Here is a 19,284-nt window from a genome sequence, read left to right as displayed (position 1 = left end):
ATCATCGAAATGATCTGCGTCTCGGAAAATCGGCTCTTTCTCATTCGTCTGCTCCTTCGAGGTCGAGCAGACCCTACATCAGAGCGAGGGAGTTTCCGGGGGGCAGGTCACCAGCGACGAAGATGTTGGCCGGGCGATCGTAGAGATCGAGCGGCGCGCCGATCTGTTCGATGTGGCCGCCGTTCAGCACGACGATCTTGTCGGCCATGGTCATCGCCTCGACCTGGTCATGGGTGACATAGATCGTCGTCGTCCCGAGCCGCGACTGCAACGCCTTGATCTCGGCGCGCATCTGCACCCGAAGCTTCGCATCGAGGTTCGAGAGCGGCTCGTCGAAGAGGAACACCTGCGGGTCGCGGACGATGGCGCGGCCCATGGCGACGCGCTGGCGCTGGCCGCCGGAGAGCGCCGCGGGCTTGCGTTCCAGCAGCGGGTCGAGGCCGAGGATCGCCGAGGCCGCCTTCACCTTCTCGCGGATCGCTTCCTTCCTCTCCCCCGCCAGTTCGAGCGCGAAGCCCATGTTCTGCGCCACGGTCATCTGCGGATAGAGCGCGTAGTTCTGGAACACCATCGCGATGTCGCGGTCCTTCGGAGGAACGGTGTTCACGACGCGCTCGCCGATCGAGATCGTGCCCGAGGTCACCTCCTCGAGCCCGGCGACCATGCGCAGAAGCGTCGATTTCCCGCAGCCCGAGGGACCGACGAGCACCACGAACTCGCCCTCATCGATCTCGACGTCGATGCCGTGGATCACCGCCGCCGATCCGTAGGCCTTGCGAACGTCCTTGATGGAAACCTGGGCCATGGGTCAGCTCCTCCGGCGGCAGCGAATGGCAAGATAGGGGCGGCGGGGCAGTTCGACGCCGAAGGCGGCGTCGGGATCGCGGGGGCGGACGACCTCGCCGTGGCGCACCGGATGGTTCGCGGGCGCCGTGATGTTTTCGAGCGGCGTCACCGTCATGTTCCAGGTGTCGATGAGGTCAAGCTCGTAGTCGCCGTCCTCCTTCGGGAGTCCCAGCGTCCAGACGATCGGCTGGTGCTCACCGAAATAGATGTAGCGGACATCTCCGTCGATCGCGCCCGAGATCCGGTGCCAGGGCCATTCGTGCTGGGGCCCGAGCGGCTCCAGTCCGTTCGTCACATCCTCCTCCAGGATGTCGCGCAGGAAGCCGATCCGCTTCCACGCCTCGCCATGCAGCACGCCGCCCTTCGCCCACCAGATCAGGTCCTCGGGATGCGAATAGGTCTCGCCGTGCCCGGCATAGCCGCCACGCATCATCGTGGTCCAGAAGCGGTGGTTCAGTTCCTCGGCGGTGATGTTGCCCCAGCACTGGATGATATCGCCCTCGTATTCGGGCTCGTCGTTCACCACGGGCTTGCCCCAGGTGTCGCGCCATTCCTGCGTCCGCTTCACGTCCCAGTTCTGGATGCAGGTATGCGTGACCCAGGGCTTGTGGTGATCGTAATTCGCATCGGCATGGCCGTTGTGGATCGACTTGAGGTGCCGGTACGGGTCTTCTTCCTCGAGGATCTGGAAGAAACGGTCCCAGCGTTCCATGGGCTTGGTGTCGATCAGGAAATCGTATTCGTTGGCGAGCGCCCACCAGAGGTTGCGATAGGCGGCGAGACGCGCGGCGATATAGGCCACGAAGCGGTAGTCCTGCTCCTCCGACATGTCGCAATAGCCCCAGCGGTCGTAGGGGTGGAACATGATCACATCGGCCTCGATCCCGAGATCGCGCAGCCGGCCGATCTGGGTCTCGAAATGGCGGAAGGCCTCGTAATTCGGGCGGTCGAAGTCGCGTTTCCCGTCCACCATCTCGTAGATGTCATGAAGCGGTTCGTTGGTGTTGTAGGGGTAGTCCTTCGGAAAGATCCCCATTCGGATCTTGTTGAACCGCGTGGCCCTGAGCGTTTCGAGCGTCTTTTCCTGCTCCTCGACCGGCTGGTGGGTCCAGGCGTAGCAGGTCGTTCCCATCGAGAGGAAAGGCGTCCCATCGGCATGGGCGAAGTGGAACCGGTTCCGGACCCGAACCGGCCCCCGGTTTCCTTGCGAGGGCGCGCTGGCCGTGAAGCCGCCGGTCCGGCCATCGAGCGCCGCCGTTTCCGAGCGGGTCACGAAGCGCCAGTCGCCTTCGAGATCCGGCATGAAGCGGAGCCGGTAGACGCCGTCGCCGTCATAGAAGCCGGGCACGCGGATCTCGCGGGCCTTGTGGGTGAAGATCGCATCGAAGGCGATCTCGACATAGGGGTTTCCGTCGCGGGGACCTTCGAAGGCAACCTCGAAGAGGCCCCACTTCTCGACGGTCTGGCCCGTGATCTGGCCCGTTGTCTTGTCCGTGGTCTTGTCCGTGGTCTTTTCCAGAGTCTGGTCCGGCATGTTGTCTGGCATGAGGTCAGCCCTTCACCGCGCCGGAGGTGAGGCCGGACACGAAATAGCGTTGGAAGATGAGATAGACGAGCACGGCCGGCAGCACGGTGATGACGATCGCCGCGTTGAGCTGGCCGTAGTCGGTGGAGAACTGCCCCTGGAAGGACATGAGCCCGAGCGGCAGCGTCCACATGTTCCGGTCCTGCATGATGACGAGCGCCATGGCGAATTCGTTCCAGGTGGCGACGAAATCGAGGATCATCAGCGCCGCGAGCACCGGCAGCATGATCGGAAGGAAGATCCGGCGAAGCGTCGTCAGATGGCTCGCCCCGTCGATCAGCGCCGCCTCCGACAGCTCCTTCGGCACGCCCCTGAAGAAGCTGTGCAGGATGAAGACCTGATAGGGAATGCCGAAGGCGAGATAGGGCAGGAGCAGACCCACATAGGTGTTCACGAGTCCGAAGCCGTTCACCAGCGTGAAGAGCGGCGCCAGCATCACCTGGAACGGGATCATCGTGCCGAAGACGATGAGAAGCAGCAGCACCCGGTTGAACCGGCTCTTCATCTGCGCCAGCGCATAGGCGCAGAGCGCCGAGACCGCGAGCCCGAGCGGCACCTTGACGATGGTGATCAGCGCCGAGTTGAAGAAGGACCGGTCGAAGCCGCCGCGGTTCCAGGCGAAGACGTAGTTGCCCGGCTGGGGCTCCATCGGCGGTGTGAAGGCTCCCGAGGCCATGACCTCGCCGCTCGACTTCAGCGAGGTGAAGACGATGAAGACGAAGGGCGCGACCCAGATGAGCGCGAAGGCGACGAGCGTGATCCAGAGCACGAGCAGCACGGGATCGCGGCGGATGTCTCTCAGCATGTCTCTCATCGCACGTTGGACTCCCGCTTGAGCGACCAGCGAAGGTAGGGAATGACGATCGCCATGGTGATGAGCAGCAGCACCACCGACACGGCGCCGCCGCGGCCGAAGTCGAAGATCTGCATCGACTGGGTGAAGGCCCAGAGGGCGAGCATCTGCGTCGATTGCGCGGGGCCCCCGCCCGTGAGGCCGTAGATGATGTCGAAGGCCTTCAGCGAATGGATGAGCGAGAGGACGAGCACGATCGTCATCGTCGGCGCGATCGCGGGCAGCGTCACGTGGCGGAAGGTCTTCCACCGCCCCGCCCCGTCGATCGAGGCGGCCTCGACGAGCGAACGGTCGACGTTCTGGAGCCCGGCGAGGAACAGCACCATCGAGAAGCCGACCTGCTGCCAGACATAGGCGATGAAGACCGAATAGAGCGCGATATCGGCGTCGCCGAGGAAGTCGGGGATCGACATCGCATAGCCGGCCGAGGTGAAAAGCTGCGCGAAAAGGCCGAAGAACGGGTCGTACATCCACCGCCACATCGTCGCGACCGCGATCGGCGCGATGATGACTGGCAGGTAGTAGATCGCGCGGAGCGTCGAGCGTCCGACGAAGGACCGGTTGAGGCCGAGCGCGAGCAGGAGCCCGATGCCGGGCGGGAAGATGAGCGACAACACGGTCCAGATCACCGTGTTCTGGAACGCGGTCCAGAAGACCGGGTCCTGCGTCAGGATGAACCTGTAGTTGGCGAGCCCGACGAAGGGCCGCGCGGGGTCGAGCCCGTTCCAGCGCTGGAAGCTCATCAGCGTCACGTCGATCATCGGCCAGAGCGCGAAGACCGCGTAGACCGTGAGCGCCGGGGCGAGGAAGAGCCACGGCTGGTCTGACATCTTGCGGAAGATACTGGTCATTGTCTCCCTCTCTTGCATGGTCGGCGTTCCGGGGAGGTTCTCCCGGAGCGCCTCGCGGGGATCAGGCGGGGATCAGGACTGGCCGTCGATGAAGGTCTGCATCGCGCCCGACGCGTCCTCCGGCGTCATGTTGCCCGCCGCGACCTCGTTGATGACGCGGAAGTATTCGGTCGTCACATTGGCCGGGAAACCCTGGTCGCCGTTGACGAACATCTCGCCATAGGCGGCGAAGATCTCGTTCCACTCGGCATCGATCGCGCGCAGTTCCGGGTAGGTGATCGTGGCATTCACCGAATTGGTCGAATAGGCGCCGAGGTGACGCTCCTGCACTTCCTTCGAATTCATGAAATCTAGGAACTGCGCCGCGATGTCCGGATTGTCCGATTTCGCCGAGATGTAGTTGTACTCAGCGAAGCCGTAGAGCCGGTTCGTGCCGGTCGGGAACGGGAAGATCCCGAAGTTGTCGACATCGGCGACCTCGGCGATCTGCTGCGCGAGCCAATTGCCCTCCAGCATCATCGCCGCGCGGCCGACGCCGAAGAGATTGAACGACTGCTGCTGGTCGATACCCATGAAGGGGGCGAGGAAGTAGTTCTGCGCCCAGTCCTGGAGTTCGCCGAAGGCTTCCGCCGCGCAGGCGGTCTCCGACCAGCTCGCCTCCATCGCGATCAGCTGGTCATGGACCTCGGCGCCGCAGGTCGTTTCGAGCAGCACATCCATCAGCCGCATGACATGCCAGTTCACGGTGCCGCCGAAGGTGATGGCGGGGATGCCCGCCTCCTTGAGCTTCTGCGCGGCGGCCTTCAGTTCCTCGTAGGTCGTCGGCTCCTCGGTGATGCCGGCCTTCTCGAACAGGGTCTTGTTGTAGTAGATCGCCTCGCCCTTGAAGGTGAAGGGCACGCCGTGGAGCCCGCCTTCGTAGTCATCCGCGAAGGAGACGGCGGTCGGCATCAGCGTGTCGTTCCAGCCGTATTCCTCGTAGTACTTGTCCATCGGCAGCGCCATGCCGGCGTTCACATACTCGCCGCCAAGACCGAGGCCTGCCCAGCTGAAGAAGATGTCGGGTCCGGAATCCGATCCGGCGGCGACGCGAAGCGCGGTCTTGTGCTCGTCCACGCCGCGCTGGGTGAAGACGATATCGACATCCGGATTGGCTTCCTCGAATTCCTCGGCGATCGACTGCAGCGCCTCGTTCGCGGCGTCGGACGAGAAGTTCAGCGTCCAGACGTCGATCTGCTGCGCATGGGCGGCGCCGGTCGCGAGAGCGGTCGTCATGAGGAACGCGGCGGCCAGATGGCCGGTCTTCTTGGTGATCATGCTCTTCTCCCTGATGATGTCGGGTGACGGGTCAGCGCCCGCCGTTTCGATCGACCCTTTCGAGGCCTTCGCTTCTCGGGCTTTCGCTTGGACGCAAGTATCCGGGCCGCGCCGGACGGCGCGCGCCACTTCTGTCCCGGCGGTGGAGGGCTCAGCCTCGCCGCGGATCGTAGAGGCCCGGCACGGGTGGCGTGTCGTGGTCGTAGAACGGCCAGCGCAGGTAGCGCGTCAGCGCCTCGTTCAGCACGTCGGCGTGGTGGCCGCGCACCATGGCGACGTGGTGCTCGAAGCCGTTCTGGGTGACGAAGCCCATGAGCTGGCGGAGCCGCGGCACCGCGCAGACCGCGATACCGCCATCCATGCCGTAGGGGTCATCGGTGAAATCGCCCTGCCCCAGATAGGCCTTCAGCGTGCCCGCGGTATCGTCCGAGGACACCCGGAAATAGGTCATCGGCCCGGCCTTCACCTTGCCCTTGACCGCTCCGAAGCACTTCGCCCGCCCGATCACCTCGCCCAGCACGTCGAGCTCGCCGATCTCGGGCGTGTCGCCGATGAACTTCTTCGGGAAGTTGCCGCAATGCGTCGCGACGCATTTGTCCTCTTCGCGCGCGTAGTTGTTGTTCCAGTCGAGGATCGCAGGCGGCGCCTCCGAGGCGAGCGCCAGCGCATACATCGAGAGCGCGCCCATGATGTCGACCTCGCAGGCCGAGGGCATGAGTTCCTCGCCCATCATCGACATGGTGACGCAGGTCGCGCAGCCGAAATTGTCCTGGAGCGAGCGCCAGCACTGGATCGCCGAGGCGTCGCAGCCGTTCTCGTCGATCCACCCGTCGACGGTGACGGTCCATTTCGCCTGCCGCGTCAGCTGGTCCGCGGTGATATGCGCCGGGATCTTCCCGTAGCCGCGGATCTTCTCCATCTTCTCGCGGACCCGCGCGTCATCGTCGCCAATCCCGCCCGCGCGGCCGATGAGTTCGGAGAGGTCCGCGGTCACGACGGTGACGCCGGCGCTCTGCAGCAGCTTCTCCGAATAGCGCATGGTCTGGAACGGCGCGGTGCGGGCGCCGATCGCGCCGAGGCGCGCGCCCCGGATGCCCCGGACGACGCGGCAGACCCGCGCGAAACGCGCGAGATCGTCGCGGAATTCCTCGCCGCCGGTGTCGCAGGTGTGGTGCGAGGTCTCGGTGAAGGGGATGCCGTACTGATAGAAGTTGTTGGTGACGCTGATCTTGCCGCACCAGGCATCGCGGCGGGAATGCACATCGACCTTGTCATTCTCGTCATTCGAGGCCTGCAGCAGGATCGGCACGTTCAGATTGGCGCGTGTGACGAGTTCGATGACCGCGATCTCGTCGCCGAAGTTCGGCAGGCAGATCACCAGCCCGTCGATCTCTTCCGCGTGCCGCCGGAAATGCCCGGCGTAGAGTTCGGCATCGGCGATCGACTGCACGGCGCCGTTCGCGGTCGCCTCGAACGGCAGGGTCACGGCATCGATGCCGAGGGTTTCGAGATGTGCCAGGACCTCGCGGCGTGCGGCCTCGCAGGGCGCGGGGCTGAAGAATGCCCGGCTGCCGATGACCACCCCGAAGCTGAGCCTGCGCCGGATCGGACGCTGCATGGCGGAGTTCCTTCCCTGTCCGAAGGCGATTGGACGCCTTTCGTTTCCTTTCGATTAACGTCGATCTACTGCGTTTTATGAGTCGAGGCAACCTGATTCTCGGTTGATCGCTGCGCGACCTGCGCGATTGGACGCAGGCGCAGCATGAATTCGCTGCGTTGCGGGATAATACCGAAGGCAAACAAAGGAAGTTGACACCAATCAAAAGAGCGGTTCTCCTCCGATTCAACGCGACCGGCCGTGACAGGCCGTTGGCGATCAGGCAAAGCCGGGAGGAGACTGACATGAAACGACGCACGCTGCTCGGACTCGCCGCGGTCCTCGCGATGACACCGACGTTCCAGGCGATGGCCCAAGGCACAGGCGGGGGCACGATCGCGATCGTCACGCCGAGCCACGACAATCCGTTCTTCAAGGCGGAGGCCGAGGGCGCGGCGGCGCGGGCGAAGGAACTCGGCTACGCGACCACGGTGCTGACCCACGACGACGACGCCAACAAGCAGTCGGAGATCTTCGACACGCTGATCGCCCAGGGGGTCGCCGCGATCATTCTCGACAACGCGGGCGCGGACGCCTCGGTCGGACCGGTCCGGCGCGCGAAGGAGGCGGGCATCCCCGCCTTCCTGATCGACCGCGAGATCACCGAATCGGGGATCGCCGTCAGCCAGATCGTGTCGAACAACTACCAGGGCGCGCAGCTCGGCGCCGAGGAATTCGTGACCCTCATGGGTGAGAAGGGCCAGTACGCCGAACTGCTCGGCAAGGAATCCGACACTAACGCCGGCATCCGCTCCGCCGGTTACCACGACGTGATCGACCAGTATCCGGATATGGAGATGGTGGCGCAGCAATCGGCGAATTGGTCGCAGACCGAAGCCTATACGGTGATGGAATCGATCCTGCAGGCCAATCCCGAGATCACCGGGGTCATCTCCGGCAATGACACGATGGCCATGGGCGCCTGGGCCGCGCTCGAAGCGGCGGAGCGGACGGATGTGATCGTCGTGGGCTTCGACGGCTCCAACGATGTGCGCGACTCGATCAGGAACGGCGGGATCAAGGCCACCGTGCTGCAACCCGCCTACCGCCAGGCTCAGTTCGCGGTCGAACAGGCCGACAAGTTCCTCAAGGAAGGCTCGACCGGGCTCGAGGAAAAGCAGCTCATGGACTGCGTGCTCATCAACGCCGACAACGCCGCCCGGCTCGAGACCTTCGCCCTTTCCGAGTGACGCCACGACGCCCCCTGCCCGGGCTAGGCCGCCCGGGCCGATCGAGCGAGGAGCGCGAAAGATGCGGATACTTCTGGCCTGCGCGGTCGCGGCCGCCCTGCCCTCGTGCAAGATCGTCGCGAAGACCGACACGGCCGACGGCGCGGCCCAGGATTTCGCGACCGTGATCGCCGGGACGGTCGCGGAGGACTGGGACACGCGCATCCTGCCGCGCCTGCGCGAAACCGGCGCTCCGGCGGAGGCGGTGCTGCCCGAGGTGGCGGCGGATTTCGCCGCCGCGAGCGGCCAGTACGACGCGGGCGGCCAGACCGAGGGCGCGCCGAGCACCTTCGTCGTCCGCGGCACCGGCGACGTCGTCGGCGCCAATCTCGAGTCGCGCGCGGCCCGGCTTGAGATCGACGTGAACGGCGACGGCGGCGCGGACGCGGAACTGCAGCTCGGGCCGGTCATCCGCGGCACCGCGCTCCGCGACGCCCTGCCCTTCTACGTCTTCACCGATTTCCGCGACCAGATCGAATTCGCCAAGCTCGGCCGGGCGCTCAACGACCACGCCCACGGCGTTCTTCCCCCGCCCCCGACCGATCCGGTCGGCCAGACGGTCGCCTTCCTCGGCGTTTTCGCCATGGCCAGGGCGGGCGATCCGATCCAGATCGTGCCCGTCGAACTGAGCTGGGGGGCGCCATGACCGGGACGTCCGTGCCCCGGGAATCCACGACCAGGGAGCCCATGACCGGGGCGCATCCGATCGGGCTTTCGATCCGGAACGGGGTCAAGGTCTATCCCGGCACCCGCGCGCTCAAGGGCGTCGATTTCGATCTGCGGATGGGCGCGGTCAACGTGCTGGTCGGCGAGAACGGCGCCGGCAAATCGACGCTGATGAAGGTGATCGCCGGGGTCGAGCCGCTGACCGAGGGCGAGATCCTGATGGACGGCGCCCCGGTCCGGTTCGCCGACAAGGAGGCCGCCGAGCAGGCCGGGATCGGCATCGTCTTCCAGGAGTTGAGTCTCTTCCCCGATCTCAGCGTCACCGAGAACATCTTCTGCGGCCGCGAGATCACCCGGTTCGGCCGCATCGACCGCGCGGCGCAGCGCAGGGCGACGGCGGAACTGCTTGCGCGGCTGGAACAGAGGATCGACCCCGACGCGCCGCTCGGCTCGCTCCGCATCGGTCAGCAGCAGATCGTCGAGATCGCCAAGGCGCTCAACGAGAAGGCCCGCATCCTGATCCTCGACGAGCCGACCTCCGCGCTCTCGGGGGCCGAGGTCGAGGTGCTGTTCCGGCTGATCGACGACCTCCGCCGGCAGGGCGTCGGGATCGTCTACATCAGCCACAGGCTCGAGGAACTGATCCGCGTCGGCGACTACATCACCGTTCTTCGCGACGGCGTCATCACCGGGTCGCGGCCGATGGAGGGCGTGACCATCCCCTGGATCGTCGAGGCGATGATCGGCGATGCTTCGAAGGACTTCCCGCCCCGCGCGACGCGGATCGGCGAGGACGTGTTCCGCGCCGAAAACATCACCCTCCCGCGCGAGGGCGGCGGCTTCGCCGTCGATCACGTGAGCCTTTCGGTTCGGCGCGGCGAGATCCTCGGCATCTATGGCCTGATGGGCGCGGGACGGAGCGAGTTCCTCGAATGCGTGCTCGGGCTCCATCCTTACGCCGGCGGCGAGATGTGGCTCGACGGCGCCCCGATCGGCGCCCCTTCCGTCGCGGGCCGGATCGCGCGGGGCGTCGCGCTGATCCCGGAGGATCGCAAGCGCGACGGGCTGGTGCAGATCATGGCGATCCGCGAGAACATCACCCTCTCCGCGCTCCGCCGCTTCACCCGCGCCTTTCATCTCGACCTCGGCGCGGAAGCCGAAGGCGCGCGCGACTTCGTGCGCCGGCTCGGGATCAAGATCGCCAATATCGAGCATCCGGTCTCCAGCCTCTCGGGCGGCAACCAGCAGAAGGTCGTGATCTCCAAAGCCTTGATGACGCGGCCGAAGGTGCTGCTGATGGACGAACCCTCTCGCGGCATCGACATCGGCGCCAAGGCCGAGGTGTTCCGCACCATGCGCCAGCTCGCCGAGGACGGGCTCGCGATCATCTTCGTCAGCTCCGATCTCGAAGAAGTGGCCGGCGTCTCGGACCGCATCCTCGTCATGGCCCAGGGCCGGATCACCGGCGAATTCGACGGCGCGACGGCCCATCCCGCCGAGATCGTCGCCGCCGCCCAGTCGAAAGCCCGGGACACCCGGACAGAAGAGAAGGTATCCGCATGAGCGCCAGTTCCGAGCCCGCGAGCAACCGGCTGGGCGGTTCCGGCCTGCTCCTCCTGCTCCTGAAGGCGCGAACCTTTATCGCGCTGATCGCCGTCTTCGCCTTCTTCGCCCTGGCCGCGCCGAACTTCCTCTCGACGGCGAACATGGTCATCATGGCCAAGCATGTCGCGCTCAACGCCTTCCTCGCGATCGGCATGACCTTCGTCATCATCACCGGCGGCATCGACCTCTCGGTCGGCTCGATCGTCGGGCTCTGCGGCATGGTGGCGGGCTATCTCGTGCTCAACGGCGTCGATCTCGGCTTCGCCTGGACGATCCAGTTCAACACCTTCGAGATCGCGCTCATCACCATCCTCGTCGGCGTCCTTATCGGCCTCGTGAACGGGCTGCTGATCACCCGGCTGAACGTCGCGCCCTTCATCGCGACGCTCGGCACGCTCTATGTCGCGCGCGGCGCGGCGCTGCTTGCCTCGGGGGGCGCGACCTTCCCGAACCTCTCGGGTGACGCGAACTGGGGTTCGGACACGTTCCGCTGGATCGGCACCGGGAACATCCTCGGGATTCCGGTCTCGATCTGGCTCCTGATCGTCGTCGCGGCGGCGGCGGCCTACGTCGCGCGCAACACGCCGCTCGGACGCCACATCTACGCGGTCGGCGGCAACGAGCGGGGCGCGGGGCTCTCGGGCGTGAAGGTCCGCCAGGTCAAGCTCGCCGTCTACATGTTCTCGGGCTTCTGCGCCGCGCTCGTCGGGCTTATCATCGCCTCGCAGCTTCAGGCGGCGCATCCCGCGACCGGCGAGACCTTCGAGCTCAACGCGATCGCCGCGGCCGTGCTCGGCGGCACCTCGATGAGCGGCGGGCGCGGCCGGATCGGCGGCACGATCGTCGGCGCCTTCGTGATCGGCATCCTCTCGGACGGTCTCGTGATGATGGGCGTCTCGACCTTCTGGCAGACGGTGATCAAGGGCCTCGTCATCATCGCCGCGGTGGTCGTCGATCAGGCGCAGAGCCGGCTCGAGGCGCGGGTGGTGCTACGACAACAGGCGGCCGCGGCGCGTTGATCGCGCGCGCGGTATCGTCCAGAAGGCGGGGCGCCGAACCTGCCGGGAAGACCGCGCGGAGTTGGACGGCGCGGAGATAGACGGCGCGGAGAAAGACGATGCCGCGGAATGCGACGACGAACCGAAGCCAGCCGGGCCTGCTCTCCGAGACACGGCGGCGGCGCATCCTCGACTGGCTCGAAGAGGAAGGCAGCGCGCGGGTACGCGACCTCTCGGACGCCTTCCAGGTCTCCGAAGTCACCATCCGCCAGGATCTGGAGCGGCTGGAGAAGGAAGGCCATATCACCCGCGAATACGGCGGCGCCTTCCTCAATACGATCGGCACCCAGGTCGGCACGCTCTCGCTTCAGCACAGCGCCAATCTGGACAAGAAGCGCCGGATCGGCGCGCTCGCCGCGTCGCTTGTCCATGACGGCGAAAGCCTGATCCTCGACGCCGGATCGACGACGACCGAGGTCGCGCTGCGTCTCACCGACCGCCGCGACCTGACCGTGATCACCAACGCGCTCAACATCGCGCTGATCCTCGGCGCGGTGCCGGGGACGGCGGTGCATATGCCGGGTGGGCAGTTCAAGGCCCCGACCCTCTCGCTCTCGGGCGACAAGTCGGTCGAATATCTGCGCGACATCTTCGCGGCGAAGCTCTTCCTCGCCACCGCGGGCGTCGCGCTCGACGCCGGGTTGACCTATCCGAGCTTCGCCGACCTGCAGCTGAAACAGGCGATGATCAAGGCGGCGACGCATACCTATCTCGTCGCCGATTCCACCAAGATCAACCGCTCCTCCTTCACGCGGCTGAGCACGCTCGAAGTGGTCAGCACCTTCATCACCGACGACGGGATCAGCGACGCCGACGCGCAGGCCTTCGAGCAGCTCGGCATCGAGGTGCTGATCGCGCCCTGACCCCCGCGAGCCGGTTCAGCGATGGCCCCACACGAGCCAGGCAGAGAGGCGCGGCGTGAAACGCGAGTCGGATACTCGCGGATCACATCATTATTGATGCAAGGTAAATTTTCAGCTACATCTTGCGTGAGCGGATTTCCGCCGATTCTGTTGTAACCAGTCCCTCAGCCCGAGGAGAGACCATGTTCCTGTCGCGTTCCCCCGCGCTTCGTACCGCGCGGCCGTCCGCTCCCTCGTCTTCCCGCGCGTCTTCCCGCGTGCCGCTCCGCGCCCGACGCGGCGCGCTTCTCGCGTCGACCCTGGTCGCCGCGGCGCTTCTCGATCCGATCGCGCCCGCCTTCGCAGCGACCGCCGTCCTGACGGATGGCAAGGCCGGGGCCGCCAGCGACTTGCGCGGGCTCGGCGCCAGCGGTCCGAGAGACTCCCGCTGGGGCAGCCAGCCGGACCCCTACGAGAGCAACCTCGCCGATCATCAGGGCCGCTCGGCGGGTACCTTCGAGGATGGCGGCCGCGGCCGGATCGCCGGGGAGGTGCTGGCGGATCGCGACGGCCGCGCCACGATCCTGGTCCGCGATCTCAAGGACACGAGCGCGGAAGGCAAGCTCGTCGTCACGACCGGCGGCGAGGCGACTCGCATCGCGGTCGAACGCGGCGCGAATGCGAACACGCGAACCATCTCGCTCTCCGGCCTCGTCGCCGGAGCCTGGAACGGATTCAAGATTCTCTGGGCGATGGGAAGCGGCGGCGGAAGCCGACGCGACGGCTTCTCGGTCTGCCGGGGGTAGCGCCCCTGATCGTCCGGTCGGGCCGCGCGCCCATGCCGCGGCGCGGATGTCGGCCGCGCGATCCGGTCAGATTTCGGGCAGATTCTCGCGAAAGATGATCTGGAGCCGCGGCGGATGCGGTGCCGCGCGCGTGCCGCGCACGGCATTGACCAGGATGTTCAGCGCCTCCCGCGCCTCGACGCGCGGATTCTGGTCGATCACCGCGTCGATCGTACCGTCGAGCAGCAGCGTTCGGTTGCCGTCGGTCGCATCATGCCCGACGAACACCACCTCCCTGGCACGGCCGCGCTCAGCGAGCGCCCGCGCGATGCCCTGATTGCCGGCGCCGACGTTATAGATCCCGGCGAGGTCCGGGTGCCGGTCGAGCAGCGCCAGCGCCTCGGAATGCGCGCGGTCGCGGTCGTCGCGCATTTCGCGCAGCTCGACGATCTCGAGCGTCCGGAATTCCTCGCCGAGAACATGACGGAATCCCATCTCGCGTTCCTGATGACCGCGATAGGACAGCGAGCCCGCGAACATCGCCACCTTGCGCGGGGCGCCGCCCCCGTCGCCCCGGCCGAGGAAACGGCCGAGGACATAGCCGGCGAGCCGGCCCGCCTGGCGGTTGTCGATCCCGACATAGGCCTCGCGCGGCACATGGGCGATGTCGGATGCCAGCGTGACCACCGGGGTGCCGCCGTCCGACAGGGCCCGGATCGCCTCGCGCACCGCCGGATGGTCGAGCGCCACGACGCCGATGCCCTGGACCCGCCCCCGGAGACCGCGAAGCGCGGCCGAGAGCGTCTCCGGATTGAAGCCTTCGACCAGAACGATCCTCACGGAAACATCGGCCTTCGCCGCCGCCTGCTGCTCGATCTGCCGGCCGAGCATCGCCATGAAGGCGTTCGTCCCCCGCGGCAGCACGAAGGCGAGCTCGACCACACCCTCGCCGCGCGGCGCGGGCGACACCTCGGCGATGTAGCCGAGACGCTGCGCGGTCTCGATCACCACGTCGCGGGTGCGGCTCCGCACGCCGCCGCGTTCGTTCAGCACCCGATCGACGGTCGCCGTCGAAACCCCCGCCTCGCGGGCGATGTCCTGCACGGTTGAGCGCATGATGCCCCGTCCCTCCCCAAATCAGGGATGATGGTTTATGATTTGAATTGATGTTTGACAGTTGATGGAAGTCTCGTCAATATCCATCATCAATCGGCATCGACCTCGGGACCAGACGTTCTCGCGAGTCGGAAAGACCGGCCAGCAGACGGGAGGCTGCCAGACACATGACCGAGACACTGGAGGCGCGCGCCGCGAGCGGAGCGCAGGCGGCGGCGTCGCAGGCCGGAGCACTCCGGCCCGACTCCGAGATCCGGACGCGCGACGTGCGGATCGGCTGCGTCGGCGCCGGAATGATCATGGCGGAATGCCACCTCGCCGCCTATCGGGAGGCGGGTTTCCCGGTGGTCGGCATCGCCTCGCGCACGGAAGCGAAGGCCCGGCAGGTGGCGGAGCGCTGGGGCATTCCCAAGGTCCACGCCACACCGGAGGCGCTGATCGAGGATTCCGAGGTCGAGATCGTCGATCTCGCCTTTCCGCCCGACCGGCAGCCCGAGCTGATCCGCCATGCGCTGCGCCAGCCGCATGTGAAGGCCGTCCTCGCGCAGAAACCGCTCGCGCTGACGCTCGACGAGGCGAAGGCGCTGCGCGATGAGGCGGCCGCGGCCGGCAAGCCGCTCTCTGTCAATCAGAATATGCGCTACGACCAGTCAATGCGGGTTCTGAAACAGCTCATCGACCGCGGCGCGCTCGGCGAGATCGTCTTCGCGCAGATCGACATGCACGCGATCCCGCACTGGCAGGGCTTTCTCGCCGGGTATGACCGGCTCACGCTTGCCAACATGAGCGTGCACCATCTCGACGCGCTGCGGTTCCTGTTCGGCGACCCGGACGAGATCACCACGGTGACGCGCAAGGACCCGCGGACCACTTTCGCGCATTCGGATGGCATCACGGTCTCGACCCTGCGCTTCCCCTCCGGGGTTCTGGCGCTGACCTCCGAGGACGTCTGGTCCGGCCCCCGCGTCGAAGGCTACGCCGATGACCAGCACATCCGCTGGCGGGTCGAGGGCACCGAGGGCGTGGCGAAGGGGACCATCGGCTGGCCCACGGGCGCCGCCTCGACGCTGAGCTACGCCTCCACCCGCGAAACGGACGGGCAGTGGGTAACGCCCTCCTGGGAGACGATGTGGTTCCCGCATGCCTTCATCGGCGTGATGGAACAGCTCCAGCACGCGGTCCGGACCGGCGAGACACCGGCGCTCACGGTCGAGGACAATGTGCGAACGGTGGCGCTGATCGAGGCGGGCTATCGCTCGATCGCCGAGGGCCGGACCGTCCGGCTTTCCGAAATCGCCATCGACTGAACAATAACGGGAGGACAGACGCCATGATGCAGGCCGGCATTTTCACCGGATACTTTCCCTATTCGCTCGACGAGACCGCGAAGAAGATCCGCGCGCTCGACTTCAACACGGTGCAGCTCGACCTGCATTTCAAGGACGTTGACCTCGGCCCCGGCCAGATCACCGAGGCGAAAGCCAAACAGGTGCGCGATGTCTTCCGCGACCATCACCTGCCGGTCTGCTGCATCTCGGGCTACACCAATATCGTGCATCCCGACCCCGCCGAGCGCGAGGCGCGCGTCGGCTATCTCAAGGAGATCATCCGCAACGCCCGGCATTTCGGGACGCCCTATGTGATCTCCGAGACCGGCACCTTCAACACCGAGTCCGACTGGGTCGCGCACCCGAAGAACAAGACCGAGGAAGGGTTCGAGGATTGCCGGGCCGTCATCGCCGATCTCGCCCAGACCGCCTATGACCACGGCGCGGTTTTCCTGCTGGAAACCTATGTGAACAATGTCGTGGGCTCGGTCGAGGAGACGGTGCGCATGTTCGCGCAGGTCGATCATCGGGGCCTCGGACTGCTCATGGACCCGACCAACTATTTCGAGACGCACAACATCGATGACATGGACCGGATATTGAACCAGGTCTTCGACACGCTGAGCGACAGGATCCGCATTGCCCATGCGAAGGACGTGAAGCGCTCCGGCGACGACAAATCCGAGAAGCACGCCGATATCGGCGACGACGATGCGCTCGAAAGCCATACGTTCCGCGGTGTCGGCGAGATCGAACTGCCCGCGCCGGGGCTCGGCTCGCTCAACTACGATCTCTATCTCCGCCGCCTCTCCGAGAAGCACCCGAACATCCCGGTGATCATCGAGCATCTGAGCGAGGAGGACGTGCCCCGCGCGAAGAAGTTCCTCGACGGCAGGTTCCGCGAGAACGGCGTCTGATGACGGCCGGTTCCCGCGTCCCGACGCATGGCGTCGACCTGGGCGCCAGGGCGGACTTGCACGCAATCAAAACCGCGACCTCGCGGCGAAGGGGCCGCCCAACGTCGTCACCTCGTCGGAACCGCGGGAAACGCGCGATCGCCGACCGCCGCGTCGTCTTCGCGGGCGGCGAAATGGTCGCCGAACCTGAGTGCGCGGAGATGAGCGAAGCCGTGAGCCTCGGTGGCGTCGTTTCGCTCCGCGCCGATCGACGGGAGACGCGGAGCCATGCCTGATCTTCACGGCCAGTCCCTGACCCGCCGCCAGATCGCCGAACGCCTCGGTGATCTGGCGCAGGTCGCGGGCGTGCGGCTCATGACGCTCGGCGACGGCGTGGAGCGGGGCATACGGATGCTCGAATTCCGCACCGGCACAGGGCTCCGGTTCACCCTGCTGGTCGACCGGGCGCTCGACATCGGCAATTGCGAATTCAGGGGACAGGCGATCGGCTGGAACTCCCCCGCGGGCTTTCGGCATCCGGGCCTGCACGAATACGAGGGCGAGGGCGGGCTCTCCTGGATGCGGTCCTTCTCCGGCCTGCTCGTCACCTGTGGACTCGATCATATCCTCGGCGGCGGCGACATTCCGGCGGAGACCTACAACTACCCCGGCCGCGTCACGCAGCGGCAGTCGCTGCACGGACGCGTCGGCACGATTCCCGCCCGGCTCACCGGCTATGGCGAGAGTTGGGAGGGTGACCGCTGTCTGCTCTGGGCCGAGGGGATCATCCGGCAATCGACGGTCTTCGGCGAGGATCTGCACCTGATGCGCCGCGTCGAGGCCACGGTCGGCGGCGACGAGATCCGCGTGCGCGACCGGGTGCTGAACCACGGCTTCGCGCGGACGCCGCACATGTTCTTCTATCACGTCAACCTCGGCTGGCCGCTGCTCGACGAGGGCGCGCGCTACCTCGCGCCGATCCGCGACGTGATCTGGGCCGCCCATGCCGAGAGCTATACCGCGCAGGGTGTGGGCTACCGGGTCGCGCCGCCGCCCCGATGCGGCTTTCGCGAGCAGGTCTGGCAGCACGAGGCGCCGGGGGACGCGGACGGACGCAGACCCGTGGCGCTCGTCAACGACCGCCTCGGCCTCGGCTTCGAGATCGAGACCCGCGCGGCGCAACTGCCCTGTCTCTACGAATGGCAGAATTTCCAGGCCGGTCACTACGCCTTCGGAATCGAACCCTCGACCCATCATGTCCTCGGTAACCTCGCCGCCCGCGAGCGCGGCGAGATGATCTGGCTCGAGCATGACGAGACGCGGTGCTACGACCTGACGCTGCGCGTGCTCGACGGCGCGGCCGCGATCTCCGAGGCGGAGCGGCGCATCACCGCGATCGCCCGCCAGCCGGATGAGGACTACCCCACCCCTTCCGGCATCTTCCCGCCCCTCGAAGGCGGGCCGCGACCGAGGAGCACGCCATGACAGATGCCCCGACGACCGAAGCCCCGACCGAGGTCGCGATGATCGAAACCCCGCCCGATCCGCCGAGCCCGCCGAGCCCGCCGAGCCCGCCGAAGCGGGACTACAGCCTGACCGGAGAGAGCACCCGCTGGGCGATCGAAGCCGGCCTCGCCTCGGCGGACTGGTACCACAGCGACGTGCCGCGCAAGACGATGAAGGAGCTGATGAAGCGCGACGACGCCCCGGCGACGCGGGACACGGCGATCTGGCTCGGCCTCATCCTCGCCTCCGCGGCGGGCGCGATCCTCACCTGGGGCACATGGTGGTGCGTGCCGTTCTTCGCGGTCTATGGCGTGCTCTACGGCTCGGCCAGCGACTCGCGCTGGCATGAATGCGGGCATGGCACCGCCTTCAAGACGCCGTGGAAGAACAACTTCGTCTACCAGATCGCCTCCTTCATGCTGATGCGCAATCCGGTGACCTGGCGCTGGAGCCATGCACGGCACCACACCGACACGATCATCGTCGGCCGCGACGCCGAGATCGCGGTGATGCGCCCGCCCGATCTCCTGAAGGCGGCGCTCATGTTCACCGGCGTGCTCGACTTCCGCTATTCGCTGCCGACCCTGTTCCGGAACGCCTTCGGCAATCTCTCGCCCGACGAGAAGAGCTTCATTCCGGAAAGCGAATGGCCGCGGGCGATCACGGCGGCGCGCTGGCATGTGGCGATCTATGTCGTGACGATCCTGCTCGCGCTCGGTCTCGGGTCCTGGCTTCCGATCCTGCTGATCGGCACGCCGCGGCTCTACGGGTCGTGGCACATGATCCTGACCGGCCTGCTGCAGCATATCGGTCTCGCCGACAATGTGACGGACCACCGGCTGAACACGCGGACCGTCTACATGAACCCGGTCTCGCGCTTCATCTACTGGAACATGAACTATCACGTCGAGCATCACATGTTCCCGATGATCCCGTATCACGCGCTGCCCCGTCTGCACGCGCTGATCAAGGACGACCTGCCGGAGCCCAATCCGTCGATGTGGCACGCCTACAGGGAGGTCTGGCCGGTCCTCCTGCGCCAGCTTCGCTACGAGGAACACTACCTGCGCCGCGAGCTCCCCCCCTCGGCCCGCCCCTATCGTGAGGAGTTCCACCAGGCGATCCCGGCGGCCGAGTGAGACCC

17 protein-coding genes and 1 pseudogene are annotated in these 19,284 nt (G+C 66.4%); 10 read left to right on the top strand and 8 right to left on the bottom strand.

The window, feature by feature from the left end:
• Positions 1 to 109: 109 nt before the first annotated feature.
• The 6 genes and pseudogenes from ACLJK8_RS15625 to ACLJK8_RS15600 form a co-directional block, all read right to left on the bottom strand.
• Positions 110 to 805, bottom strand: a pseudogene (locus tag ACLJK8_RS15625) (ABC transporter ATP-binding protein); the annotation flags it as partial.
• Between the two features lie 3 nt (positions 806 to 808).
• The gene (locus tag ACLJK8_RS15620) at positions 809 to 2,392 is read right to left on the bottom strand and encodes a DUF5060 domain-containing protein (RefSeq protein ID WP_413151273.1); all 1,584 of its coding nucleotides are present in this window, start codon (positions 2,390 to 2,392) and stop codon (positions 809 to 811) included.
• A gap of 4 nt (positions 2,393 to 2,396) precedes the next feature.
• Positions 2,397 to 3,236 carry a carbohydrate ABC transporter permease gene (locus tag ACLJK8_RS15615; RefSeq protein WP_413151272.1) on the bottom strand — a complete coding sequence of 280 codons (840 nt, stop codon included), beginning with the start codon at positions 3,234 to 3,236 and terminating at the stop codon, positions 2,397 to 2,399.
• A gap of 5 nt (positions 3,237 to 3,241) precedes the next feature.
• Entirely contained in the window at positions 3,242 to 4,135 is an 894-nt protein-coding gene (locus ACLJK8_RS15610) for a carbohydrate ABC transporter permease (RefSeq protein ID WP_413151271.1), read from the bottom strand.
• A 72-nt stretch (positions 4,136 to 4,207) separates the two neighbouring features.
• Positions 4,208 to 5,452, bottom strand: coding sequence for an ABC transporter substrate-binding protein (locus tag ACLJK8_RS15605; protein ID WP_413151270.1), 1,245 nt, complete (start codon positions 5,450 to 5,452; stop codon positions 4,208 to 4,210).
• Positions 5,453 to 5,603: 151 nt separating this feature from the next.
• On the bottom strand, positions 5,604 to 7,070 hold the full coding sequence (locus ACLJK8_RS15600; RefSeq protein ID WP_413151269.1) for an L-fucose/L-arabinose isomerase family protein: 1,467 nt from the start codon (positions 7,068 to 7,070) through the stop codon (positions 5,604 to 5,606).
• 284 nt (positions 7,071 to 7,354) lie between these two features.
• Between ACLJK8_RS15600 and ACLJK8_RS15595 the strand changes: the two genes are divergently transcribed.
• From ACLJK8_RS15595 to ACLJK8_RS15570, 6 genes are all read left to right on the top strand, one after another.
• Entirely contained in the window at positions 7,355 to 8,299 is a 945-nt protein-coding gene (locus ACLJK8_RS15595) for a D-ribose ABC transporter substrate-binding protein (protein ID WP_413151268.1), read from the top strand.
• Between the two features lie 61 nt (positions 8,300 to 8,360).
• Entirely contained in the window at positions 8,361 to 8,984 is a 624-nt protein-coding gene (locus ACLJK8_RS15590) for a DUF2291 family protein (protein ID WP_413151267.1), read from the top strand.
• Positions 8,981 to 10,567 carry a sugar ABC transporter ATP-binding protein gene (locus tag ACLJK8_RS15585; protein ID WP_413151266.1) on the top strand — a complete coding sequence of 529 codons (1,587 nt, stop codon included), beginning with the start codon at positions 8,981 to 8,983 and terminating at the stop codon, positions 10,565 to 10,567. The genes ACLJK8_RS15590 and ACLJK8_RS15585 overlap by 4 nt, the downstream gene beginning before the upstream one ends.
• Positions 10,564 to 11,628 (top strand): ABC transporter permease, encoded by a 1,065-nt coding sequence (locus tag ACLJK8_RS15580; RefSeq protein WP_413151265.1) that lies wholly within the window; start codon positions 10,564 to 10,566, stop codon positions 11,626 to 11,628. The genes ACLJK8_RS15585 and ACLJK8_RS15580 overlap by 4 nt, the downstream gene beginning before the upstream one ends.
• A gap of 98 nt (positions 11,629 to 11,726) precedes the next feature.
• Entirely contained in the window at positions 11,727 to 12,530 is an 804-nt protein-coding gene (locus ACLJK8_RS15575) for a DeoR/GlpR family DNA-binding transcription regulator (RefSeq protein WP_413151264.1), read from the top strand.
• Positions 12,531 to 12,712: 182 nt separating this feature from the next.
• Positions 12,713 to 13,315, top strand: a complete 603-nt coding sequence (locus ACLJK8_RS15570; RefSeq protein WP_413151263.1) for a hypothetical protein — start codon at positions 12,713 to 12,715, stop codon at positions 13,313 to 13,315.
• A 66-nt stretch (positions 13,316 to 13,381) separates the two neighbouring features.
• On the opposite strand, the gene ACLJK8_RS15565 is transcribed toward ACLJK8_RS15570, so the two are convergent.
• Complete coding sequence (locus ACLJK8_RS15565) at positions 13,382 to 14,410, bottom strand: LacI family DNA-binding transcriptional regulator (RefSeq protein ID WP_413151262.1); 1,029 nt, start codon at positions 14,408 to 14,410, stop codon at positions 13,382 to 13,384.
• A gap of 167 nt (positions 14,411 to 14,577) precedes the next feature.
• Here ACLJK8_RS15565 and ACLJK8_RS15560 point away from each other — a divergent pair, with 167 nt between their 5' ends.
• Together ACLJK8_RS15560 and ACLJK8_RS15555 are read left to right on the top strand one after the other, a co-directional pair.
• Positions 14,578 to 15,717, top strand: a complete 1,140-nt coding sequence (locus ACLJK8_RS15560; RefSeq protein ID WP_413151261.1) for a Gfo/Idh/MocA family protein — start codon at positions 14,578 to 14,580, stop codon at positions 15,715 to 15,717.
• 23 nt (positions 15,718 to 15,740) lie between these two features.
• Positions 15,741 to 16,655 (top strand): sugar phosphate isomerase/epimerase family protein, encoded by a 915-nt coding sequence (locus tag ACLJK8_RS15555; protein ID WP_413151260.1) that lies wholly within the window; start codon positions 15,741 to 15,743, stop codon positions 16,653 to 16,655.
• A gap of 107 nt (positions 16,656 to 16,762) precedes the next feature.
• Here ACLJK8_RS15555 and ACLJK8_RS15550 read toward each other — a convergent pair whose 3' ends face one another.
• Positions 16,763 to 16,924, bottom strand: coding sequence for a hypothetical protein (locus tag ACLJK8_RS15550; protein ID WP_413151259.1), 162 nt, complete (start codon positions 16,922 to 16,924; stop codon positions 16,763 to 16,765).
• On the opposite strand from ACLJK8_RS15550, the gene ACLJK8_RS15545 reads away from it, so the two are divergent.
• Together ACLJK8_RS15545 and ACLJK8_RS15540 are read left to right on the top strand one after the other, a co-directional pair.
• On the top strand, positions 16,923 to 18,119 hold the full coding sequence (locus ACLJK8_RS15545; RefSeq protein ID WP_413151258.1) for an aldose 1-epimerase family protein: 1,197 nt from the start codon (positions 16,923 to 16,925) through the stop codon (positions 18,117 to 18,119). The two genes, ACLJK8_RS15550 and ACLJK8_RS15545, sit on opposite strands and share 2 nt — an antisense overlap.
• The gene (locus tag ACLJK8_RS15540; RefSeq protein WP_413151257.1) at positions 18,116 to 19,279 is read left to right on the top strand and encodes a fatty acid desaturase family protein; all 1,164 of its coding nucleotides are present in this window, start codon (positions 18,116 to 18,118) and stop codon (positions 19,277 to 19,279) included. Before ACLJK8_RS15545 ends, ACLJK8_RS15540 begins: the two co-directional genes overlap by 4 nt.
• Positions 19,280 to 19,284 lie beyond the last annotated feature (5 nt).

It is taken from the genome of Amaricoccus sp. W119 (assembly GCF_047275745.1).
Taxonomy (GTDB): Bacteria; Pseudomonadota; Alphaproteobacteria; order Rhodobacterales; family Rhodobacteraceae; genus Amaricoccus.
Note: the sequence above shows the minus strand (reverse complement) of the source record. Positions and strands in the feature narration are given on the sequence as shown.